The organism is Terrabacter sp. R4-6 (assembly GCF_057529065.1).
Genome location: NZ_CP197224.1, coordinates 1,407,428 through 1,428,827 on the forward strand (window position 1 = coordinate 1,407,428; position 21,400 = coordinate 1,428,827).

Sequence of the window (21,400 nt, forward strand, 5' to 3'; positions counted from 1 at the left end):
CGCGTACCACCGCATCATGCCGCTGGGTCGGCACCCTCGTGGGTGCCGACCCAGCGGCGTTCCGGCGCAACGCTGGACAACATCCGGCACTGGGACCACGGCAAGCCCTAGGCTCCGCGTGTGACGAAGTCGACGATCGGGCGGTACTGGCACGTCGTGACGCTCGCGGTCGCGGTCTTCGCGCTCGTCTTCCAGCTCTACCTCGTTGCGACGGGTGACAACATCCTCGACTCGAGCGCGGTGACGACCACCCGGCCCGAGCAGGTGCGGCGCTACTTCTCCTACTTCACGATCCAGGCGAACTCCCTCGTCGCGGTCTCGACATTCCTCATCGTCCGGGGACGCATCGAGTCGCAGGTCTTCCGTGTCGTCCGTCTCGCGTCGCTCGTCGGCATCACCGTGACCGGGATCGTCGCGGCGATCGCACTCCCCCCGTCGCCCGACTACACGACGGGCTCGCTCGTCTGTGACCGGTTGCTCCACATCGTCGTGCCCGTCCTCGCGTTCGTCGGATGGGCCGTCTTCGGCCCCCGCGGCACGGTCACGCGCGAGGACCTCCTGCCCTCGCTCATCTGGCCGGTGCTGTGGCTCGCGTCGACGCTCGCGCTCGGTCCGTTCGTCGACTGGTACCCCTACCCGTTCCTCAACGTCGACCGGATCGGCGTCGGTCGCACGCTGCTCAACTGCGCCGCCATCGCCGTGCTGTTCCTGGGTCTGGCGGCCCTTGCGCTCTGGGCTGATCGACGCCTGTCGCGCGACCGTGCCACGATGAACGCGTGACGCTCGAGATCACCACCGCCAGGCCCGAGTCCGCCCTGCTCGACCTGCCGTGGTCGACACCGCTGGAGGAGTGGCCCGAGAGCTACCTCGCCGCGCTCCCCCGCGGCATCTCCCGTCACGTCGTGCGCTTCGTCAAGCTCGGACCGCGTGTCCTGGCCGTCAAGGAGATCAAGGACGACATCGCCGACCGCGAGTACGCCATGCTGCGCAACCTGCGCCGCCTCGACGTGCCGTCGGTCGAGCCGTTCGGCGTCGTCCACGGCCGCACGACCGTCGACGGCGAGCCGCTCGACGCCTGCCTCATCACGCGCCACCTGCAGTTCTCGCTGCCCTACCGCGCGCTCTACAGCCAGAACCTCCGGCCCGACACCGCGGTGCGCCTCATGGACGCCCTCGCCGTGCTGCTCGTGCGCCTGCACCTCGAGGGGTTCTGGTGGGGCGACGTGTCCCTGTCCAACACCCTCTTCCGGCGCGACGCCGGCGCCTTCGCCGCCTACCTCGTCGACGCCGAGACCGGCGAGCTGCACGCCCGGCTGTCCGACGGGCAGCGCGAGCACGACCTCGACATCGCGCGCGTCAACATCGCCGGCGAGCTCATGGACCTCGCGGCCGGCGGCTTCCTCGAGGAGCACGCCGACCCCTTCGACGTGTCCGCCTCGGTCATCGAGCGCTACCACACGCTGTGGGACGCCCTGACCGGCACGGAACGCTTCGAGCTCGGTGACCGCTGGCGGGTCGACGAGCGGATCCGGCGTCTCAACGAGCTCGGCTTCGACGTCGACGAGCTGTCGATGACGACCGACATCGGCGGCACCGAGATCGTCATCACCCCGAAGGTCGTCGACGCCGGCCACCACTCCCGCCGCCTGCTGCGCCTCACCGGCCTCGACGTCGGCGAGAACCAGGCCCGCCGCCTGCTCAACGACCTCGACGCGTACGCCGCCGCGACCGACCGCCAGGGCGACGACGAGGAGATCGTCGCGCACGACTGGCTCGCCAAGATCTACGAGCCCGTGACGCGTGCCGTGCCCCGCGAGCTCACGGGTCGTCTCGAGCCGGCCGAGATCTTCCACGAGGTGCTCGAGCACCGCTGGTACATGAGCGAGCGTGCCGGGCACGACACCCCCATCGAGGACGCGCTGCGCGACTACGTCGCGACCGTCCTGCCGGCCAAGCCGGAGGAGAAGGCCGTGCTCGGCGTCGACACCGAGGAGATGCCGGTCATCAGCCGCTTCGACTGAGGGCGTATGCCGTCCGGCCCGTCCGCGTGGACGGCCCGGTCCCGCCGCACGGTGCTCCCGCTCGTCGACGTCCTGAGACCGGGCCCTGCTGGGTCGAGGTGGTTCGTCGCGACGCGGCGCGACGGCATACCTCAGCCCGTCAGGGCGTCCTCGTCGGCGCCCACCGCGAGCTCGTCGGCCGGGCGCGAGAGGATCTGGCCGAAGAGCACGACGATCCACAGCAGGAAGGTCACGACGTGGACGGCCGTGCACCACAGGCAGATCGCGTGGATCCGGTAGAGCTCGGCCCACACGAGGTAGAGCGCCATGCCGAGGCCGATCGTGAGCCAGGCGAGACGGACCGCGTCGAGCCAGGCCTCCGGCCGCCGCCAGACCGACGGCAGGCAGAGGCCGAGCGCCACGACGAAGAAGACGAGCCCGAGCAGGGCCACGGGCACGCCCATGAAGGTGCTCCAGGCGCTCGTCGTGACCTTGGCGCAGTCGACGACACCGCCGATGCTGCAGGCGAGGGTGGCGTTGGCCGTGAAGTGCTCGAAGGTCAGGTACACGGAGACGAGCAGCCCGACGACGGAGAGACCGACGGACACCGGTGGCAGCCAGCCTGGCCGGACTCGCCCGGCACGGACCGGTGCACCGTCGGCCGTCGTCACGTCGTCACGCTGGGGGCTCACGCCGACCTCACCGCTTGAGCAGCACGGACGCGGAGGCCACGCCCTGGCTCGTGCAGACGTCGGCGGGCTTGCCCTTGGTCTGGTCGCAGATCTGGGCCGTGATCATGTTGATCGCCGGGGTCACGGTCTTGCCGATGTCGGACGTGGGGTCCTGGATGCCGGCGATGATCTGGTCGTAGGTCTTGCCCTCGAAGGCGTTGGCGTCGACCGTCGCACCGTCGGTGGCGTGCGTGCCGCCGTAGGTGATCCACGGGATGCCGCCGCCGGGGTTGAACTTCTGGAAGAGCGCGAGGTTCTCACCGTCGAGCGTCTGCAGCGGCTTGCCCTCGCGGTCCTGCGTCTCGACGGCCTCGAAGGCGACGACGTCGCTCGTGTACTTCGCGTCCTTGAAGGAGAACGTCGGGGTGTTCGGGTGGACGTCGGTGCTCGAGCTCGTCGTCTCCGTGACCCCGGTGAAGGTGCCGAAGCGGGACAGCGCCCCGATGAGCGCCCAGCGCTCCATGGCGCAGAAAGGGCAGTACTCGGCGCCGATGTAGAGGACCTTCGGCTTGCCGTCCTGGGTCAGCGCGGTGCCACCCGCGAGCTTCGCGGGTGCCTGCTCCGGGGTCGGCGCGGGAGCCGAGTCGAGGACGGACGCGGGCAGCTTCTCGAGCGTCGCGAGCGCCGCTGCCCCGCCGGTCGCGGCGGGCGCGTCCTCGGGACGGTTGGAGATGACGATCCCGAGGACGACGGCGATGACGACGACGACCACCGCGACCGAGGCGGCGATGACCTGCGTGCGCTGACGGTCCTTGCGGGCGGCCTCGGCGCGCAGCTGCGCTGCCCTCGCGGCCGTCTCGGCCCGGTTGCTCTTCGCCACGAATCTGTCCTTCGGTCGGTCCCGCTGCGGAGCCGCAGCGCTGGGTTGCGCGCCCTCACCGCCGGTCAGCGGCGTACTACAGGGCGTAGTTGAGGTCGACAGCACTCTACCGAGCACCACCTGACCAGCGTCGGGCGGGCCGGCGGAGTTCCCGGAAGTCGTGCCGGACGGTGTCCGGTGGCCGGATCGTGACCTCCGCCGTGGGCCGGCAGCGGTCAGCGGCGGCGCTGGCGGGCGATCTCGTAGAGCGTGACGCCCGTGGCGAGCCCGGCGTTGAGCGACTCGACGGCCGAGCTCATCGGGATGGACACGATCTGGTCGCACGTCTCGCGGACGAGGCGCGAGAGGCCCTTGCCCTCGGAGCCGGTGACGATGACGAGCGGCTCCGTCGCGAGGGTGAGGTCGGGCAGCTCGACGTCGCCGTCCATGTCGAGGCCGAGGATGAAGAAGCCGGCCTTCTTGAACTCCTCGAGGGCGCGCGTCAGGTTGCTCGCGCGCGCCACGGGGATGCGGGCCGCCGCACCGGCGGACGTCTTCCACGCCGACGCCGTCATGCCGACCGAACGGCGCTCGGGCACGACGACGCCGTGGCCACCGAAGGCCGCGACGGAGCGCACGATGGCGCCGAGGTTGCGCGGGTCGGTGATGCCGTCGAGCGCCACGACGAGCGGGATGCCGGGCATCTCGGGGTCGATGAGGTCGTTCGGGTGGGCGTACTCGTAGGGCGGCACCTGCAGCGCCATGCCCTGGTGCACGCCACCGTCGGTGAGCCGGTCGAGCTCGCCGCGCGGCGTCTCGAGGATCGCGAGGCCGCGCTCGGTCGCGATCTTGAGCGCCTCGCGCACGCGGTCGTCGGTGTCGATGCGGGTGGCGATGTACATCGTCGCCACCGGCACGTCGGCGCGCAGCGCCTCGACGACGGAGTTGCGGCCGTAGACCATCTCACTCGAGGCCTTGCTGCGGCTCTTGGACCGGGTCTGGCCGCGGCCACCGGGTCCGGGCGCACCGGAGCCGGCCCGCTTCGCCGCGACCTTGGCGCGCTTGTGCGCGGGGTGGTACTCGCGCTCGGAGGCCTTGGGCGTCGGGCCCTTGCCCTCGAGCCCGCGGCGTCGCTGGCCGCCGGAGCCCACGGTCGCGCCCTTGCTGTTCTTGCGGATGGCGCCGCGCCGCTGGGAGTTGCCTGGCATGTCAGCCCTGTGCCTTCTCGGCCCCGAGGGCCGCGGTGGGGTGGTCGGTGGTGGTGTCGGTGGAGGGGCCGGCGTCGCCGCGGGGCGGGCGGGCGAGCGACCACTGGGCGCCGGACGGGGTGTCGGTGATCTCGATGCCGACCGCCGTGAGCGTGTCGCGGATCTCGTCGGCCCGGTCGAAGTCGCGCTCCTGGCGGGCGACCTGGCGCGCGTCGAGCTGGGCCCGCACGAGGGCCTCGAGGGCGAGCTCGGAGGCGGCGTCCTCGCGGCTCCCGCCGGAGCCCCAGTGCGCAGCGAGCGGGTTGACGCCCAGCACCTCGGTCATGGCCACGACGGCGCCGGCCGCCTCGAGGGCCGCCTCGTCGTCGTCCTCGTCGAGGGCGCTGTTGCCGGCGCGCACCGTGTCGTGCACGACGGCGAGCGCCCCGCTGACGCCGAGGTCGTCGTCCATCGAGGCCACGAAGGCGGCCGGGAGCGCACCGGCCTCCACGGGCACGACCGCGCCGCGCCGGGAGGCCCGCTCGAGGAAGCCCTCGATGCGCTCGACGGCGGCCGCGGCCTCCTCGAGGGAGCCGGGGTGGTACTCGATCATCGAGCGGTAGTGCGCGGCGGTGAGGTAGTAGCGCAGGACGAGGGGCCGCGTCTGCTCGAGCAGGTGGCGCACCTCGAGGGCGTTGCCGAGCGACTTGCCCATCTTCTGGCCCTTGACCGTGACCCACGCGTTGTGGAGCCAGTAGCGGGCGAAGCCGAGCCCGGCCGCGCGCGACTGCGCCTGCTCGTTCTCGTGGTGCGGGAAGCGCAGGTCGATGCCGCCGCCGTGGATGTCGAACTCGTCGCCGAGCCAGCGTCGGGCCATCGCCGAGCACTCGAGGTGCCAGCCCGGTCGACCGGCACCGAAGGGCGTCGGCCACGAGGCGCTCTCGGGCTCGTCGGACTTGTGGCCCTTCCACAGCGCGAAGTCACGGGGGTCGCGCTTGCCGCGCGGGTCGGCGTCGTCGGCGTTCGCCATGTCGTCGAGGGACTGCCCGGTCAGCGAGCCGTACTCCGGCCAGGAGCGCACGTCGAAGTAGACGTCCCCGCTGCCGTCGGGGGCGGCGTACGCGTGGCCCTTCTCGACGAGCGTCTCCATGAGCGTGACCATGTCGGGCACGTGGCCGGTGGCCCGGGGCTCGTAGGTGGCCGGGATGACGCCGAGCGCGTCGAGCGCCTGCGAGGTGAGGCGCTCGTTGCGGTAGGTCAGGGCGAACCACGGCTCGTTCGCCTCGGCGGCCTTGCGCAGCACCTTGTCGTCGATGTCGGTGACGTTGCGCACGAGCGTGACGTCGTAGCCGTGGCCCGTCTCGAGCCAGCGGCGGAGCACGTCGAACGCGACGGCGAACCGGATGTGCCCGATGTGCGGCGCGCCCTGCGTCGTGAGCCCACAGATGTACATGCCGACCTTGCCCGCCTCGCGCGGCGTGAAGTCGCGCAGCTCCCGGGTTGCGGTGTCGAACAGTCGTAGGCTCACCCGCCGAAGTCTATCGGCGCGTCGCCGCGCACCCGACCATGCACGCAGGAGCACGTATGCCGTCCGGCCGGCCCACGACGGAGCCCTTCCCCGGGCGCCACGCGGCTACGCTCGGCCCATGGCGCAACCGCGGCTCACGAGCTACGAGCGGCTCGACGGTTCCGAGGTGCGCGCCGTCATCAGCTACCTCGGCGAGCGCATCGACACCTATCTCCCCCGCCACCCGGGCCTCCGCGCGGCCACCGAGGAGCTCGGCAAGGTCGTCGACGCCCTGCTCGACCGGCGCCGACGGGCCCCGGCCCAGCGGGCCGGTCTGCTGTGGACGTCGCGGGCCCTCATCGTCGTCCTCGCCGTGTCGCTCGTCGCGGTGGGCATCGCGGTGCGTGACGCCGTGGCCCGGGCCGGCTCGATCGCCGCCTTCGAGTGGCTGCCGGTCGTCGAGAGCCTCATCAACGACCTCGTCTTCGCCGGCATCGCGATCTGGTTCCTGCTCTCGCTCGCCGACCGGGTCGTGCGCAACGACCTCATCCGCCGGCTGCACCGCCTGCGCTCGCTCGCGCACATCATCGACATGCACCAGATGAGCAAGGACCCCGCGGCGCTGCTGCCCGACACCCGGCCCGGGACGGTCGCCGGTGACGATGTCGTGAGCCCCCGCACGATGTCGGTGCGCGACTACGCGCTCTACCTCGAGTACTGCTCCGAGCTGCTCTCGATGACCTCCAAGGCCGCGGCCCTGTGCGCCGAGGAGTCGACCGACGCCCTCGTGCTCGACACCGTGAGCGAGATCGAGAACCTCACCACCGGCATGAGCCGCAAGATCTGGCAGAAGATCAGCCTGCTGCGCGACGCACCCCGCGACTGAGCGGGCGGGGTGCGCCGACCACGGCACACGGCATACGCACGACGGCGTATGCCGTGTGCCGTGGTCACGCTGCTCGGCGGGGGGTCAGTGCCCCCGCCGGATCCACTCCTCGACGTCCGGCTTCTCGTCGCCGATGGTCGTGGCGCGTCCGTGACCGGTGAGGACCGTCGTCTCGGGCGGGAGCGAGAGCAGCTGGTCCCTGATCGACTCGACGATGGTCGGGAAGTCGGAGTAGGACCGGCCGGTCGCGCCGGGGCCGCCCTGGAAGAGCGTGTCGCCGGTGAAGACGACACCGAGGTCGCGGGCGTGGAAGCAGCACGCGCCGGGGGCGTGGCCCGGGGTGTGCAGCACGAAGAGCTCGACGTCGCCGACCTGCACGACGTCGCCGTCGGCGAGGTCGAGCGTCGGGGCGAGGTCGGGGTGGCTCTGCTCCCACAGGACGCGGTCGTCGGGGTGGAGCGCGATCTTCGCGCCGGGGTGCGCCGCGAGCAGCTCCGGCACGACGGTGACGTGGTCGTCGTGCGCGTGCGTCAGCAGGACGTGGGTCAGACGGCGGTCACCGACGAGCTCGAGGATGGGTCCGGCGTCGTGCGGGGCGTCGATGACGACGCACTGGGTGTCGTCGCCGACCACCCAGACGTTGTTCTCGACCTCCCACGTGCCGCCGTCGAGGCTGAAGGTGCCCTCGGTGGTGGCGTGGTCGATGCGGACGCCGCCCTGCGAGGGGTTGACCCGGTCGGCTGCCGCGTCGGCGCTCACAGCTCGACCACCGATCGGAGGACCTCACCGGCGTGCATCTTGTCGAAGGCCGCCTCGATGTCGCCGAGGCCGATGCGCTCGGTGACGAACGCGTCGAGGTCGAAACGGCCCTGCTTGTAGAGGTCGACGAGCATCGGGAAGTCGCGGCTCGGGAGGCAGTCGCCGTACCAGCTCGACTTGAGGCTGCCACCGCGACCGAAGATGTCGATCATCGGCAGGGTGACCTGCTGGTCGGGCGTGGGGACGCCGACGAGGACGACGGTGCCGGCGAGGTCGCGGGCGTAGAAGGCCTGCTCGTAGGTCTCGGGGCGGCCGACGGCCTCGACGACGACGTCGGCGCCGTTGCCGCCCGTGAGGCTGCGGATCGCCTCGACCGCGTCCGTGTCCGTGCTGTTAACGGTGTGCGTCGCGCCGAAGTGCCTGGCCTGCTCGAGCTTCGCGTCGCTGACGTCGACGGCGATGATCGTCGTCGCGCCGGCCACCTTGGCCCCGGCGATGGCGGCATTGCCGACGCCGCCGCAGCCGATGACGGCGATCGAGTCACCGCGGCCCACGCCGCCGGTGTTGACGGCCGCACCGAAGCCGGCCATGACGCCACAACCGAGCAGCCCGACCGCGGCCGCATCGGCCTCGGGCACCTTCGTGCACTGGCCCGCGGCGACGAGCGTCTTCTCGATGAAGGCGCCGATGCCGAGGGCGGGCGTCAGCTCGGTGCCGTCGGCCAGGGTCATCTTCTGCGTCGCGTTGGCCGTGTTGAAGCAGTACCACGGCTTGCCCTTGGCGCAGGCGCGGCACTGCCCGCACACGGCGCGCCAGTTGAGGATGACGAAGTCGCCCGTGGCGACGTCGGTGACGCCCTCGCCGACGGCCTCGACGTAGCCGGCGGCCTCGTGCCCGAGGAGGAACGGGTAGTCGTCGTTGATGCCGCCCTCGCGGTAGTGCAGGTCGGTGTGGCACACGCCGCAGGTCTCGATCTTGACGACCGCCTCACCCGGCCCGGGGTCCGGCACGACGACGTCGACGACCTCGACGTCGGCCCCCTTGCTGCGGCTGATGACACCCTTGACGGTCTGCGGCATAAATTTACCTCACAGTTTGAAGTTTGAGTGAATTCTTGAACCGATCCTATCTCAAGTCAAACGACTCTCGCCGGATCCCCGTCCCGTCCCGCCAATAAAATACGGCGCTGGCCGGCGACACCTCCGTCGAGAATGCAAACTCGCGAACATCTCCGGCATTCAACTCCGTAAGTTTCGCAAGCTTCCTGTTAAAATGCCCCAAATCCCCACTGCCGCCACTCACCGTGCCGTCTATTTCTTCAATTCGATGGATGCCATCGTTGCGAATACGAAGGATTCGAATACCAGGCGCCTTGGTTGCCACGGAGGCCACTAATTCCGCCTTTCGAGCTTCGCGCTGAGCTGCCGAATCGCGCGATTCCCTGACGCCCTCAATTTCGGCAACACGCCGAGCGGAGTCCGCCTGCGATTTCGAGTAACGTAGAGCAGCGCAGCTAATCAGCAACGATATGCCGGCTACGCTCACAGTTACATAGTCAACCAAAGTTATATCAGCCATAAGTCCCCTATTGAAAATGGACGCGCTCCTCGATAGGGTGCAGGATACCGCACCTACAACCCAGGAGTCACGATTGAAGGCCAGCAATCTGGACTTTGGCGCATTGAGCGCCGAAGACGACCAAACCAAACTGCAGGACTACTTCATCGAGAGCCCATATTTCGACAGGCTTACGTCTGGGGCCAAACGATTCCTGCTCGGAAACCGAGGAACGGGAAAGAGTGCGATCTTCCGCGTCCTCGCAAATAGAGAACGACTTGCAACCAACGTGGTCATTGAGCTCCGCCCCGATGACTACTCATACCAAATGCTGACCAGCATAATGTCGAGTGATACCCGCACTGGCTGGGTAAAGCAGGGTGCATATGCAGCCGCTTGGAAGTATCTGATCCAACTACTGGTCATTAAGGAGCTCGCAACTCTGCCCAAGACGAAGGAGCGCTTCAATAAGGAGGAACGAAAACTAATCCGATTCTCGAAAGAGAAGTACCTAGAAGAGGCGGCTGAGCACCCGATCGACGTACTCATCGGATACCTGCAGAGGGTCGAACACGCATCTTTGCAGCCGGGCGAGGGTGGAGTCCGGGAGGTAGAGCTTCGCCGGCTCTTCAAGGTCGAAGAGCTTGAGCCCCAGATTCCAATAATGCTTCACCTAACAGAGCGGACTCGCGTATCAATATTTGTTGATGAGCTGGACTACGGCTGGGACGCGTCTGATGATGCGAAGTCGTTCGTTGCCGGCCTCTTTCAGGCGGCCGCATTCCTCAATCGCCAAAAGCCAGACCGCCTTCGCGTGTTCGTGTCCCTTCGCCAAGAGCTCTACGAAAATATTCCAGCACTCTTCCAGGACCAGCAAAAGCATATCGATCTGTTTGATTACATTCATTGGGACCACGCGCGCCTGCGCCAATTGATCATCAAGCGCATCCAGCATTCCCTCCCTGAGTTGAAAGCTAGTTCTGACGCGGACGTGATAGCTGCGATCTTTAGCGCTGAAGACAACTTCGAGTACCTCATAGATAGAACGCTGTACAGGCCGCGCGAACTTCTCTTCTTCGCGAAGATGTCGCTTGAACGGCAAATCGAGTATGCGGACTCGCTACCAATCACCTCTGAGGCAATACTAAGCGCTGAGCTCGAGTACTCAACTCAAAGATTTCAAGACATTGTGGCTGAGTATGAGCATCAGTATCCTCATCTGGATCAGGTCCTCAACGCCTTCCGCAAATCAAAGGCACGACTAACGAACGACGAGCTCTTCGATATATTGTATGAGGTTTCAATCGGTGAGTCAGTTAGCCCAGGCAAACGGGAGTCCTGGTTCGAGTCAGTCGATCCAGGGGAAATTGCGCGCGTTCTCCACCGCACGGGCTTCTTGACTGTGGACATTGAGAAGGATGGTGCGATGGGCATGCGACCAGGCTCGCCAGAGGACCCGCGCGTGGACCTGAATCAGGCATCCACATTTGCAGTCTCGAAGATGTTCCATCGCTCCCTCGGTATTCACTAGATCGGTAGAGGCTGAACCTTCATGGCCGTCGAGAGGACCTTGTAGGGCATCGGTTTGAATTCACCGAGACCCAGACTCAAGCGGCCAGACTAGCGCGGTAGCGACGGCTGCGACGCCCTCGCCCCGACCGGTGAGGCCGAGCCCGTCGGTCGTCGTGCCACTCACGGAGACGGGTGCCCCTGCGGCGGCGGAGAGCGCCGCCTCGGCCTCGGCACGACGGGTGCCGACCTTGGGCCGGTTGCCGACGACCTGGACCGCGATGTTGCCGATCTCGAAGCCGGCCTCACGGACGAGCCGCGCCGCCTCGGCGAGCAGCGTGACGCCAGACGCTCCGGCGAGCTCGGGACGCGAGGTGCCGAAGTGCGCACCGAGGTCACCGATGCCGGCGGCCGAGAAGATCGCGTCGCACGCCGCGTGGGCCGCGACGTCCGCGTCCGAGTGGCCCTCGAGACCGCGCTCCCCCGGCCAGTGCAGCCCGGCGACCCAGAGCTCGCGCTCGGATCCCTCGGGGGCGTGGGCGTGGACGTCGACGCCCACACCGACGCGCGGGAGGTGTGCCATCAGGCGTCCTTCCAGTCGATCGGGCCGCGGTGGATCTTGTGCGGGGCGGCCTGCGCCACCGGCTTGATGACCATCGTGTCGATGTTGACGTGCTGCGGCAGCCCGACGACGAAACCGACGCACTCAGCGACGTCGTCGGCCACGAGCGGACGGTCGACCCCGTCGTACACCTTGTCGGCCGCGGCCCGGTCACCGTGGAGCCTGGTGAGGGAGAACTCCTCGGTGTGCACCATGCCGGGCCGGATGTCGACGACGCGGATGTTCTCGCCGTTGAGCTCGAGCCGCAGGGTCTCGGAGACGACGGACGTGCCGTGCTTGGCCGCGACGTAGCCCGCGCCGCCCTCGTAGACGCGCTCACCGGCGATCGAGCTGATGTCGACGATCGTGGCGTGCGAGGAGCGCCGCAGCAGGGGCAGCACCGCCTGGGTGACGCGAAGGGTCCCGACGACGTTCGTCGCGAACATCCGCTCCCACTCCTGCGGGTCGCCGTCCTCGACGCGCGTCACCCCGAGCGCGCCGCCGGCGTTGTTGACGACGACGTCGCAGCGGCCGAGGGAGGCGACGCCCTCGGTCACCGACGTCGGGTCGGTGACGTCCATGACGAGCGCCCGGGCGGAGCCCCCGGCACGCTCGATGTCCGCCACGGCCTCGTCGAGCTTCCCGCGGCGTCGGCCCGCGACGACGACGTCGAAGCCGTCGCGCGACAGCCGCCGCGCGATCGCGGCGCCGATGCCGGTGCCACCCCCGGTGATGAGGGCCACGGGCCTTATCTGGTCAGCCGTCTGGTCAGCCGTCTGCTCGGTCGTCTGCGCGGTCGTCACGCTGCCGAGGATAGGCAACTCCCCCGGTCGATGCGTCCGCGGCCACCGAAGAAGCGGGACCACCCCGGCCCCGGCCCCGGCCCCACTCGAGTGAGCGCCAGGTCCCACTCGAGTGCCGGGTCGGAACCCGCCGTCAGGAGGTGAGCAGCCGGGCAGCGGTCTCGAGGTCGCTCGGTGTCGTCACCTTGAGTGCCCGCGGGTCGCCCTCGACGACGAGGACCCGCTCCCCCAGGCGCTCGACGAGCGCCGCGTCGTCGGTGGCGTCACTCGACAGGGCGTGGGCGCGTTCGAGGACGTCACGGCGGAAGCCCTGGGGCGTCTGCACGGCCCGCAGACCCGAGCGCTCGGGGGTGCCGACGACGAACCCGTCCGCGTCGACCTGCTTGATCGTGTCGACGACCGCGGTGCCCGGAACGACGGCCACGGCGCCGGCCGCGACGGCTGCGACGACCCGGTCGAAGACCTCGACGGGCGTCAGGCACCGGGCGGCGTCGTGGACGAGGACGATGTCGACGTCGGCGCCGAGCGCCCGCAGACCGGCTGCGACGGAGTCGCCCCGCTCGGCCCCGCCCGGCACGACGGCCACCGGTGACGCGGACCCGAGCTCACGGCATACGCCCTCGGTGACCTCGTCGGCCCGGGCCCGGTACGTGTCGGGGACGACGAGGACGACCTGCGCCACGGCCGCGCACGACAGAACCCCTCGCAGGGCGTGCCCGAGCAGGGGCACCCCGGCGAGGGGCACGAACGCCTTGGGGACCCCGGCCCCCAGACGCGAGCCGGAGCCGGCCGCGACGACGATGACGCCGACGCGACCGGCTCCGGTCTCGTTGTTCAGTGTGCTGCCCTGATCAGGACGCGAGGACCTCGTCGAGGATGGTCTCTGCCTTCTCCTCGTTCGTCTTCTCCGCGAGCGCGAGCTCGGAGACGAGGATCTGGCGGGCCTTGGCGAGCATGCGCTTCTCGCCGGCCGACAGACCGCGGTCCTGGTCACGACGCCACAGGTCGCGCACGACCTCGGCTACCTTGATGACGTCACCCGACGCGAGCTTCTCGAGGTTCGCCTTGTAGCGACGCGACCAGTTGGTCGGCTCCTCGGTGTGCGGCGTGCGGAGCACCTCGAAAACGCGGTCGAGGCCTTCCTTGCCGACGACGTCGCGGACACCCACGAGGTCGCAGTTCTCGGCGGGGACCTCGATCGTCAGGTCACCCTGGGCGACCTTGAGCTTGAGGTAGAGCTTGTCCTCTCCCTTGATCGTGCGTGTGTTGATCTCTTCGATGAGTGCAGCCCCGTGGTGGGGGTACACGACCGTCTCGCCGACCTTGAAAACCATCTGCTGTTTTCCCCTTTCGCGACCTCCAGATTATCACGAAGCTGTGCACATCGCGATCTCAGGATTCGGCATCTGCGCAGGTCAGAGCCACAGTCGGGGCCCGGGACGCGGTATTTGACGTCTTGACAGAACGCCGTTCGGCATGCTTCGCGCGAGCCTTCCGAGGACGTGTCGCCGCGGTCACGGCGGCCGTAGGGCGCGCACCGAGGACCCGTCGGGGGCGCGTCCGACGGCCCGGTCGTCCCGTGTCGGCGGGTGCACGGGTCCGTCGGGTCGCGCGCCGGTAGGCTGTCGCCCGTGAAGCGTCGATACCCCGCCCAGACCCCCGCGCGTCGCCCGTCCACCCGCCGGGTGTCGACCGTGCTCGCCGGTGTCGTCCTCGCCGTCGCGACGGCCGGTTGCCAGGTCAACTCGCCCGTCCAGACCGACACCCCCTACGTCCCGGCCGACGGCGTGCCCGCCGACGTGGGCCAGCTCGCCGTCCGTGACCTCGCCCTCGTCGGTGACGGCACCGGCACCGTGGTCATCTCCGGCTCGGCCCTCAACCTCGGCGAGCAGGACATGACCGTCCAGATCGCGCCGCAGGCCGACCCCAACGCGACCAGTGCGCCCACCGGCTCGGAGGTGCGGCTCGGCCCGCGCGAGCAGGTCAACCTCGCCGACAAGGGCCTGCAGCTGACCGACGTCAAGACCAAGCCCGGCGGTCTCGTGCCGGTGACCATCACGTCGAGCAGCGGCGGCACGACCGTCGTCAAGGTGCCGGTGCTCACCGCGAGCGGCTACTACGCCACCGTGACGCCGGCCCCGACCGGCAGCTGAGCACGCGCGTCGACGGCCGTTCCGGCCGCCTGACCGCAGTCGAAAGGCCACTTCTCATCGCGAGAAGTGGCCTTTCGGCTGCGTCGGGGCGGCGCGGAGTGGCCTCTCGACGGTCGGCTCAGCCGGCCTCGAACTTGTAGCCGAGCCCGCGCACGGTGACGATGTGCACCGGGTTGGCCGGGTCGGGCTCGATCTTGGCGCGCAGGCGCTTCACGTGCACGTCGAGCGTCTTGGTGTCGCCGACGTAGTCGCTGCCCCAGACCCGGTCGATGAGCTGCATGCGGGTCAGCACGCGGCCCGAGTTGCGCAGCAGCATCTCGAGCAGCTCGAACTCCTTGAGCGGCAGGGACGCCGACCGCCCCTGGACGCTGACCGTGTGGCGCTCGACGTCCATCCGGACCGGTCCCGACTCGAGGGTCGAGGGCAGCAGGTCCTCCGGCTCGGCGAGGCGCCGGAGCACGGCCTTGACGCGCGCGAGCAGCTCACGGCTCGAGTAGGGCTTCGTGACGTAGTCGTCGGCACCGATCTCGAGGCCGACGACCTTGTCGATCTCGCTGTCCTTGGCGGTCAGCATGATGACCGGCACCGAGGAGCGCTGGCGCAACGCGCGGCACACGTCGACACCGGAGAGGCCGGGGAGCATGAGGTCGAGCAGGACGAGGTCGGCGCCGTTCTTGTCGAACTCGGCCAGGCCGTCGGGCCCGGTCTCGGCCACGGCGACGTCGTAGCCCTCCTTCTTCAGCAGGTAGGACAGCGGGTCGGAGAACGACACCTCGTCCTCGACGATGAGAATGCGACTCAAGGCGGGCCTCTCGGGGTCGGGCAGCGTGGGGCTGGTGGGCTGCTCGGGCAGTGGGGACGTGGCTAGGCGTTGACGGACGGGGTCGGGCCGGCGCCGCGGGACGGCTCGTCCCCCGGCGCGGGGTCGGACGCCGGCTCGGGCGCGGCGTCAGATGCGGGCTCGGGCGCCGGCTCGGGCGCGGCGTCGGGCTCGGACGGCGGGAGGGCGGCATACGTCGTCGGGTCCGACGGCGCGATCGCGGCGGAGGCGTTGGCAGCGGGCAGCTCGATGGTGAACGTCGACCCGCGGCCGGGCTCGGACCACACCGACACGTTGCCGCCGTGGTTGTCGGCGACGTGCTTGACGATGGCGAGACCGAGCCCGGTGCCACCGGTGGCGCGCGACCGGGCCGTGTCGACGCGGTAGAAGCGCTCGAAGATGCGCTCCTGCTCCTCCGGCGCGATGCCGAGGCCCTGGTCGGTGACGGAGACGTCGATGACGCCGGGACGACCGCGACGCACCATGATGCCGACCCGGGTGCCGGTGTCGGAGTAGGCGATGGCGTTGCCGACGAGGTTGCTGATCGCGGTGGTCACGAGCTCGGCGTCGCCCCAGACCTCGCAGCCCTCGTCGATGGCCGTCACGAGCTCGATGCGGTGCTCGTCGGCGATGAGGCGGCTGCGGTCGGCGGCGTCGCGCGCGCACGCGCCGACGTCGATGAGCGTCGGGTCCTTGATGACGTCGGCACCCTGGAGGCGTGAGAGCTCGACGATCTCCTTGACGAGGCGGGTCAGCCGCTCGGACTCGACGCTGATCCGCTTGGCGAACCGCGCGACCGCCTCGGGGTCGTCGTGCGCGTCGAGCACGGCCTCGGCGAGCAGCGAGATGCCGCCGACCGGGGTCTTGAGCTCGTGGCTGACGTTCGCGAGGAAGTCGCGGCGGATCTCCTCGACCCGGGCCGCCTTGGAGCGGTCCTCGACGAGGAGGAGCACGTGGTCGGCCCCGAGGGGCGCGACGCGGGCCGCGACGACGAGGCGGCCGTCGCCGATGCCCTTCTGCAGGGTCAGCTCGGCCTCGCGGATGACACCGTCGCGACGCACGGCGCGGGCCAGGTGGAGCAGCTCGGGGTGGACGAGCTCCTGCCCCCGCACGAGCCCCTGGGCGACTGCGGCCGGCGAGTTGTTGACGACCCGGTCCGACGAGTCGACGAGGATGCCGCTCGAGCGCAGCACCGCGATGACCTCACCGACGCCGGGCGGCAGCGGCGGGGCGGGGAGCGGGGGCATCTCAGACGCCGTCGAGCGGTCCGACAGGCGCACGGCGACCATCGCCAGGCCGCCCAGGGCGAGGCCGGCGATTCCACCGAGCGTTGCCGCTGTCGTCGGGTCCACGACACTCAGCGTACGCATCGCCGCAGCAGACTCGGACCACGCGGGACACGCTCGTGCGGAGCGCGAACCCACTGTTCACCTTGGCGTCCCCACCCATTCACGAAGCCCTGCCAACCTCTGCACCAGCGGGGAGGTGCCACCCCGTCGGTATGCCGTCCCGCGCGCGTCGCGAGTGGCAGGCTGGCTCCCGAGACGGCGCCGCCGCACGACACCACGCGGACACCACGACGCACCCTGCACGACAATGCACGACCAGGCACGACCACGCACGACCACGCACGACCGGCAACTGACAGGAAGACCATGCGCGACCAGTTCCACGAGGACCTCGACACGATCTCGGACCAGCTCGTCGAGATGACCCGGCTCGCGGGGTCGGCCATCTCCCGCGCCACGACCGCGCTGCTCGACGCCGACGTCCACCTCGCGGAGTCGGTCATCGAGGCCGACCGCAAGCTCGACGACATCCGCGTCGAGCTCGACGAGCTGTCGATCGACCTGCTCGCCCGCCAGCAGCCCGTGGCCACCGACCTGCGCATCGTCGTGACGGCGATGCACATGAGCTCCGACCTCGAGCGGATGGGCGACCTCGCCCGTCACGTCGCCAAGGTCGCCCGCCTGCGCACGCCCGACTCGGCGGTCCCACCGGAGCTGCGCTCGCACATCCTGCAGATGGGCCAGGTCGCGGAGTCGATCGTCGCCAAGTGCGGGTCGATCATCGCGAGCAAGGACGTCGCGGCGGCCATCGCGCTCGAGAAGGACGACGACGCGATGGACGACCTCCACCGCGAGCTGTTCGCCGCCCTGCTCGACGAGAACACGTCGTGGTCGCGCAGCTCGATCCTCGACCTGACGCTCGTCGGCCGCTACTACGAGCGCTTCGCCGACCACGCCGTCTCGGTGGCACGCCGCGTCATCTACCTCGTCACGGGTGAGTACGACTCCGAGGTCAGCTACGACCACGAGGACATCGAGGACGCCGACGTGTTCGAGGCCATCGAGCACGACGCCTGACCGAGCCCCAAGGCAAGCGCGTGGAGGGTTGACGTCGCCCCGGCGACGTCAACCCTCCACGCGCGTCTGCGTGCACCGGAAAGTGGGGACAACCACAGCGGGCGGGCCCCGCCGGCGGCGAGCATGTGCGTCATGCAGCGCACCGTCGCCGCCCACGCCGCGGCCCAGCTGGGTCTCGTCACCCGCGCCCAGGCCCTCGAGGCGGGCCTGAGCGAAGCAGCGGTCCGGTGGCGGGTCGAGTCCGGACGCTGGGTCGCCGTGCAGCGCGGCGTCTACTCCACGACACCGGGCCGCGAGGACTGGGAGTCGCGGGCCCTTGCCGCCCTGCTGAGGATCGGCATCCCCGCGGCGCTGTGCGGGCCGAGCGCCGGTTTCCTCTGGGGACTCGTGCCCCATCCGGGACCGGACATCCACGTCGTCGTCCCGGTCGACCGACGGCCGGAAGCCACCGCGGGAGTCATCGTCACCCGGAGCCGGTACGCCTACCAACGCACCGACGAGCGTGCGTGGCCCCATCGCATCAGCCTCGACCACACGGTGTTCGACCTGGCCACAGGTCAGCCCCTGGACCGCGCCGTCGGCCTCGTCGCCAAGGCCGTCCAGACGCGCCGCACGACCCCGCGCAACCTCCGGTACGCGCTGGGGCAGCGGCCCGGCCAGGCGCACCGGACCCTGTTGCTCGAGGTCCTGGGTGACGTCGAGGGCGGGGCCGAGAGCCCCGCCGAACGTCGCTACACCCGCGACGTGGAGCAGGCGCACGGACTCCCGCCTGCGCACCGGCAGGCCGCCGGTCGCGGAGACACCCGGTGCGACAACGACTACGAGCCGCTTCGCGTCAAGGTCGAGGTGGACGGCCGACTCGGTCACGCCGGCTGGGCGAACCAGCAGCGGGACGGCCGGCGGGACCGACGCAACGCCGCCGACGACTGGCTGACGGCTCGGGTCTACTGGACCGACGTCGCGGTGACGCCGTGCGAGACGGCACTCGAGCTCGAGGCGATCTTCCGCAGCCGTGGCTGGTCCGGACGAGCGCGTGCGTGCCGCCGTCGGGACTGCGCGGTCCGCCGACGCGTGGATGGTTGACGTCGCTGGAGCAGCGTCAACCCTCCACGCAGGCAGGTGCGTGCACCGTCAGCGGCCCTGGTTGGCGACCGCCTCGGCGGCGGCGCGAGCGGCCTCGGGGTCGAGGTAGCGCCCACCCGGCGTGACGGGACGGAACGACTCGTCGAGCTCGTAGACGAGCGGCATGCCGGTCGGGATGTTGAGGCCGGCGATGTCGTCGTCGGAGATGCCGTCGAGCGTCTTGACGAGAGCGCGCAGCGAGTTGCCGTGGGCGGCGACCATGACCGTCAGGCCGTCGGCGAGGTCGGTCTGGATCTCGTTCTCCCAGTAGGGCATCAGACGCGTCACGACGTCCTTGAGGCACTCGGTCGCGGGCATCGCGGCGCCGAGGCCGGCGTAGCGCGCGTCACCGTGCTGCGAGAACTCGTCGTCCTCGGCGATGGGGGGCGGCGGCACGTCGTAGGAGCGGCGCCACTCCATGAACTTCTCCTCGCCGAACTCCTCGAGGGTCTGCTTCTTGTTCTTGCCCTGCAGCGCGCCGTAGTGACGCTCGTTGAGGCGCCAGTCGCGCTTGACGGGGATCCAGTGACGGTCGGCGGCGTCGAGCGAGAGGTTGGCGGTGGTGATGGCCCGGCGCAGCAGCGAGGTGTGCACGATGTCCGGGAGGATGCCGGCGGCCTTGAGCTGCTCGCCGGCGCGCACGCCCTCGGCGCGGCCCTGGTCGGTGAGGTCGACGTCGACCCAGCCGGTGAAGAGGTTCTTGGCGTTCCAGTCGCTTTCGCCGTGACGGACGAGGACGAGCGTGTAGGTCATGCGGGCCAGCCTAGCGACGGCCGATCACGCGTCCGAGCCGTCGTCCAGCAGGTGACGGAAGGCGTCGAGGTTGCGCGTCGACTCGCCGCGCGAGACCCGCCAGGCCCACTCCTTGCGCATCGAGCCGAGGAAGCCGAGGGCGAGCAGCTCGTTGAAGACGTCGTCGCTCGCCGACAGGACGATCCCGAAGAGCTGGTCGAGGTGCTCGGGCTCGACCGCGACGGTCGGCACCTCGCCACGGAGGTAGACGTCGCCGTCGGTGTCGATGGCGTAGGCCACGCCCTGCAGGCGCAGGTTCTTGCGCAGCAGCGTGCGGTAGAACGCCTCGTGGTTCTCGTCCGGGTTGCGGATGACGAAGGCGCTCAGGCTCGTCGTCCGGTCGCGCACGAGCACGGACACGACCGTCTTGAGCTTCTTCTCGCCGGGCAGGGTGACGACGTACTCCCCCGGGCGCCCGCCGAGCTCCCACTCGAGACCGACCGAGCCGAGGTATGCCGTCAGGCGGGCTTCGGCGGCCGCGCCCGCCGAGGCGTCGGCGGGGGTCTCCTGCGGCTCCGCGCTCACGGGATCACCGCCGTCGGGACGCCGACGAGGCTCTGGCCCTCGTCGATGGGCGACTCGTTGCCGCCGTCGGCCCGCTCGCGGATCGCCTGCCGGTAGACCTCGAGGAGCCGGTCGGTCGTCGCCCCCCAGCCGAACTGCGCCGCGTGCGCGACGGCCGCAGAGCCCAGCGCGAGGCGGCGGGCGTCGTCGCGCAGCAGGGACTCGACGGCGTCGGTCCAGTCGGGGGTCGCGTGGCCGTCGACGAGGACGCCGGCGTCTCCGACGGCGGTCGGGAGTCCGCCGACGTGCGCGGCGACGACCGGGGTCCCGCAGGCCTGGGCCTCGATGGCCACGAGCCCGAAGGACTCGGAGTGGCTCGGGACGAGGACGAGGTCGGCGGCTCGGTACCACTGCGCCAGCACCGGGCGGTCGACCGGTGGCACGAAGCGGACGACGTCGTCGATGCCGAGCGTCCGGGCGAGCTCCTCGAGCTCGTGCGGCCGGGTGAGGCCGCTGCCGCTGGGGCCGCCGAGGACGGCGACGGTCAGACGCTCACGGCGCGACGGGTCCCGGCGGAGCAGCTCACCCGCGACCCTGAGCAGCACGTCGGGCGCCTTGAGCGGCTGGATGCGCCCCACGAAGAGCAGCAGCTGCCCCTCGACGGGCAGACCGAGCGAGCGGCGCGCCGCGCCACGGTCCCCCGGGGTGAAGGTCGAGAGGTCGACGCCCGGGGGGACGACGGACACCTTGGCCGGCGGGGCGGCATACAGCTCGATGAGCTCGCGGGCCTCGTCGTCGGTGTTGGCGATGAGGCGGTCGGCCGCCTCGACGACCTGGACCTCACCGATCTCGCGGCCGCGTGGCTCGGGTGGGTCACCCTCCGCGAGGTGGAGATTCTTGACGCGCGCCATCGTGTGCATCGTGTGCACGAGCGCCACGCGCCAGCGGTCGGCCGCGAGCCAGCCCACCTGGCCCGAGAGCCAGTAGTGCGAGTGGACGAGGTCGTAGTGGTCCTCGGGCACCGAGAGCCCCGCCTGCATGATGCCCGCGGAGAAGGCGCACAGCTGGCCGGGCAGGTCCTCCTTGGCGAGTCCCTCGTAGGGGCCCGCGGTCACGTGCCGCACGCGGACGCCCGGCACGAGGTCGGCCTCGACCGGCGTCGCGCCCGTGGTGCGGCGGGTGAAGATGTCGACCTCGATGCCGCGTGCGGCGAGCTCCTTCGCGGTCTCGGCGACGTAGACGTTGAGCCCGCCCGCGTCGCCGGTGCCCGGCTGCTCCAGGGGCGAGGTGTGGACGCTGATCAT

General features: G+C 70.1%; 22 protein-coding genes. 7 read left to right on the forward strand and 15 right to left on the reverse strand.

Going from position 1 to position 21,400, the window contains the following annotated elements:
• The first annotated feature begins 120 nt into the window (after nt 1-120).
• Together ACSSS0_RS06625 and ACSSS0_RS06630 are read left to right on the forward strand one after the other, a co-directional pair.
• The gene (locus ACSSS0_RS06625) at nt 121-780 is read left to right on the forward strand and encodes a Pr6Pr family membrane protein (protein ID WP_487230491.1); all 660 of its coding nucleotides are present in this window, start codon (nt 121-123) and stop codon (nt 778-780) included.
• The gene (locus tag ACSSS0_RS06630) at nt 777-2,021 is read left to right on the forward strand and encodes a DUF4032 domain-containing protein (protein WP_435984769.1); all 1,245 of its coding nucleotides are present in this window, start codon (nt 777-779) and stop codon (nt 2,019-2,021) included. Before ACSSS0_RS06625 ends, ACSSS0_RS06630 begins: the two co-directional genes overlap by 4 nt.
• A gap of 131 nt (nt 2,022-2,152) precedes the next feature.
• On the opposite strand, the gene ACSSS0_RS06635 is transcribed toward ACSSS0_RS06630, so the two are convergent.
• From ACSSS0_RS06635 to cysS, 4 genes are all read right to left on the reverse strand, one after another.
• The gene (locus ACSSS0_RS06635) at nt 2,153-2,692 is read right to left on the reverse strand and encodes a vitamin K epoxide reductase family protein (RefSeq protein WP_487230492.1); all 540 of its coding nucleotides are present in this window, start codon (nt 2,690-2,692) and stop codon (nt 2,153-2,155) included.
• A 7-nt stretch (nt 2,693-2,699) separates the two neighbouring features.
• A complete protein-coding gene (locus ACSSS0_RS06640) occupies nt 2,700-3,551 on the reverse strand; it encodes a DUF929 family protein (protein ID WP_487230493.1) in 852 nt (283 codons plus the stop codon).
• 215 nt (nt 3,552-3,766) lie between these two features.
• On the reverse strand, nt 3,767-4,738 hold the full coding sequence (gene rlmB / locus ACSSS0_RS06645) for a 23S rRNA (guanosine(2251)-2'-O)-methyltransferase RlmB (protein WP_487230494.1): 972 nt from the start codon (nt 4,736-4,738) through the stop codon (nt 3,767-3,769).
• A gap of 1 nt (nt 4,739) precedes the next feature.
• Nucleotides 4,740-6,245 carry a cysteine--tRNA ligase gene (gene cysS / locus ACSSS0_RS06650; RefSeq protein WP_487230495.1) on the reverse strand — a complete coding sequence of 502 codons (1,506 nt, stop codon included), beginning with the start codon at nt 6,243-6,245 and terminating at the stop codon, nt 4,740-4,742.
• 118 nt (nt 6,246-6,363) lie between these two features.
• Between cysS and ACSSS0_RS06655 the strand changes: the two genes are divergently transcribed.
• Nucleotides 6,364-7,110, forward strand: a complete 747-nt coding sequence (locus ACSSS0_RS06655; protein WP_487230496.1) for a hypothetical protein — start codon at nt 6,364-6,366, stop codon at nt 7,108-7,110.
• A gap of 84 nt (nt 7,111-7,194) precedes the next feature.
• Here the strand turns inward: ACSSS0_RS06655 and ACSSS0_RS06660 are convergent, their stop codons facing one another.
• Together ACSSS0_RS06660 and ACSSS0_RS06665 are read right to left on the reverse strand one after the other, a co-directional pair.
• On the reverse strand, nt 7,195-7,869 hold the full coding sequence (locus ACSSS0_RS06660; RefSeq protein ID WP_487230497.1) for an MBL fold metallo-hydrolase: 675 nt from the start codon (nt 7,867-7,869) through the stop codon (nt 7,195-7,197).
• Nucleotides 7,866-8,948, reverse strand: coding sequence for an S-(hydroxymethyl)mycothiol dehydrogenase (locus ACSSS0_RS06665; RefSeq protein ID WP_487230498.1), 1,083 nt, complete (start codon nt 8,946-8,948; stop codon nt 7,866-7,868). The genes ACSSS0_RS06660 and ACSSS0_RS06665 overlap by 4 nt, the downstream gene beginning before the upstream one ends.
• 515 nt (nt 8,949-9,463) lie before the next feature.
• Between ACSSS0_RS06665 and ACSSS0_RS06670 the strand changes: the two genes are divergently transcribed.
• On the forward strand, nt 9,464-10,957 hold the full coding sequence (locus tag ACSSS0_RS06670; protein ID WP_487230499.1) for an ATP-binding protein: 1,494 nt from the start codon (nt 9,464-9,466) through the stop codon (nt 10,955-10,957).
• Between the two features lie 60 nt (nt 10,958-11,017).
• On the opposite strand, the gene ispF is transcribed toward ACSSS0_RS06670, so the two are convergent.
• The 4 genes from ispF to ACSSS0_RS06690 form a co-directional block, all read right to left on the reverse strand.
• Nucleotides 11,018-11,518, reverse strand: coding sequence for a 2-C-methyl-D-erythritol 2,4-cyclodiphosphate synthase (gene ispF, locus ACSSS0_RS06675; RefSeq protein WP_487230500.1), 501 nt, complete (start codon nt 11,516-11,518; stop codon nt 11,018-11,020).
• The gene (locus ACSSS0_RS06680; protein WP_487230501.1) at nt 11,518-12,339 is read right to left on the reverse strand and encodes an SDR family oxidoreductase; all 822 of its coding nucleotides are present in this window, start codon (nt 12,337-12,339) and stop codon (nt 11,518-11,520) included. Before ACSSS0_RS06680 ends, ispF begins: the two co-directional genes overlap by 1 nt.
• Before the next feature lie 133 nt (nt 12,340-12,472).
• Nucleotides 12,473-13,141 (reverse strand): 2-C-methyl-D-erythritol 4-phosphate cytidylyltransferase, encoded by a 669-nt coding sequence (ispD, locus tag ACSSS0_RS06685; RefSeq protein ID WP_487231195.1) that lies wholly within the window; start codon nt 13,139-13,141, stop codon nt 12,473-12,475.
• 49 nt (nt 13,142-13,190) lie between these two features.
• Complete coding sequence (locus ACSSS0_RS06690) at nt 13,191-13,673, reverse strand: CarD family transcriptional regulator (protein WP_020145708.1); 483 nt, start codon at nt 13,671-13,673, stop codon at nt 13,191-13,193.
• Nucleotides 13,674-13,970: 297 nt separating this feature from the next.
• Here ACSSS0_RS06690 and ACSSS0_RS06695 point away from each other — a divergent pair, with 297 nt between their 5' ends.
• Nucleotides 13,971-14,492 carry a hypothetical protein gene (locus ACSSS0_RS06695; RefSeq protein WP_487230502.1) on the forward strand — a complete coding sequence of 174 codons (522 nt, stop codon included), beginning with the start codon at nt 13,971-13,973 and terminating at the stop codon, nt 14,490-14,492.
• A 118-nt stretch (nt 14,493-14,610) separates the two neighbouring features.
• Here ACSSS0_RS06695 and ACSSS0_RS06700 read toward each other — a convergent pair whose 3' ends face one another.
• Nucleotides 14,611-15,294: a response regulator transcription factor gene (locus ACSSS0_RS06700; RefSeq protein ID WP_020145710.1), complete on the reverse strand. Its 684-nt coding sequence runs from the start codon at nt 15,292-15,294 to the stop codon at nt 14,611-14,613.
• A gap of 62 nt (nt 15,295-15,356) precedes the next feature.
• On the reverse strand, nt 15,357-16,664 hold the full coding sequence (locus ACSSS0_RS06705) for a sensor histidine kinase (RefSeq protein ID WP_487230503.1): 1,308 nt from the start codon (nt 16,662-16,664) through the stop codon (nt 15,357-15,359).
• A 303-nt stretch (nt 16,665-16,967) separates the two neighbouring features.
• Here ACSSS0_RS06705 and phoU point away from each other — a divergent pair, with 303 nt between their 5' ends.
• On the forward strand, nt 16,968-17,678 hold the full coding sequence (gene phoU, locus ACSSS0_RS06710; RefSeq protein ID WP_435984756.1) for a phosphate signaling complex protein PhoU: 711 nt from the start codon (nt 16,968-16,970) through the stop codon (nt 17,676-17,678).
• Nucleotides 17,679-17,810: 132 nt separating this feature from the next.
• Nucleotides 17,811-18,761, forward strand: a complete 951-nt coding sequence (locus tag ACSSS0_RS06715) for a type IV toxin-antitoxin system AbiEi family antitoxin domain-containing protein (RefSeq protein WP_487230504.1) — start codon at nt 17,811-17,813, stop codon at nt 18,759-18,761.
• A gap of 48 nt (nt 18,762-18,809) precedes the next feature.
• Here ACSSS0_RS06715 and ACSSS0_RS06720 read toward each other — a convergent pair whose 3' ends face one another.
• From ACSSS0_RS06720 to mshA, 3 genes are read right to left on the reverse strand one after another with little or no spacing between them, the layout of a single operon-like run.
• Nucleotides 18,810-19,553 carry a phosphoglyceromutase gene (locus tag ACSSS0_RS06720; RefSeq protein WP_487230505.1) on the reverse strand — a complete coding sequence of 248 codons (744 nt, stop codon included), beginning with the start codon at nt 19,551-19,553 and terminating at the stop codon, nt 18,810-18,812.
• A 24-nt stretch (nt 19,554-19,577) separates the two neighbouring features.
• A complete protein-coding gene (locus tag ACSSS0_RS06725; protein WP_487230506.1) occupies nt 19,578-20,117 on the reverse strand; it encodes a type III secretion system chaperone family protein in 540 nt (179 codons plus the stop codon).
• Entirely contained in the window at nt 20,114-21,400 is a 1,287-nt protein-coding gene (gene mshA, locus ACSSS0_RS06730) for a D-inositol-3-phosphate glycosyltransferase (RefSeq protein ID WP_487230507.1), read from the reverse strand. Before mshA ends, ACSSS0_RS06725 begins: the two co-directional genes overlap by 4 nt.

What these genes read in the sequence shown, in the direction of transcription:
- ACSSS0_RS06720 (WP_487230505.1), bottom strand. Translation starts at nt 19,553, where the DNA reads ATGACCTACACGCTCGTCCTCGTCCGTCACGGCGAAAGCGACTGGAAC.
- ACSSS0_RS06655 (WP_487230496.1), top strand. Translation starts at nt 6,364, where the DNA reads ATGGCGCAACCGCGGCTCACGAGCTACGAGCGGCTCGACGGTTCCGAG.
- mshA (WP_487230507.1), bottom strand. Translation starts at nt 21,400, where the DNA reads ATGATCAGCGTCCACACCTCGCCCCTGGAGCAGCCGGGCACCGGCGAC.
- phoU (WP_435984756.1), top strand. Translation starts at nt 16,968, where the DNA reads ATGCGCGACCAGTTCCACGAGGACCTCGACACGATCTCGGACCAGCTC.
- ispF (WP_487230500.1), bottom strand. Translation starts at nt 11,518, where the DNA reads ATGGCACACCTCCCGCGCGTCGGTGTGGGCGTCGACGTCCACGCCCAC.
- ACSSS0_RS06690 (WP_020145708.1), bottom strand. Translation starts at nt 13,673, where the DNA reads ATGGTTTTCAAGGTCGGCGAGACGGTCGTGTACCCCCACCACGGGGCT.
- ACSSS0_RS06715 (WP_487230504.1), top strand. Translation starts at nt 17,811, where the DNA reads ATGCAGCGCACCGTCGCCGCCCACGCCGCGGCCCAGCTGGGTCTCGTC.
- rlmB (WP_487230494.1), bottom strand. Translation starts at nt 4,738, where the DNA reads ATGCCAGGCAACTCCCAGCGGCGCGGCGCCATCCGCAAGAACAGCAAG.
- ACSSS0_RS06665 (WP_487230498.1), bottom strand. Translation starts at nt 8,948, where the DNA reads ATGCCGCAGACCGTCAAGGGTGTCATCAGCCGCAGCAAGGGGGCCGAC.
- ACSSS0_RS06670 (WP_487230499.1), top strand. Translation starts at nt 9,464, where the DNA reads ATGGACGCGCTCCTCGATAGGGTGCAGGATACCGCACCTACAACCCAG.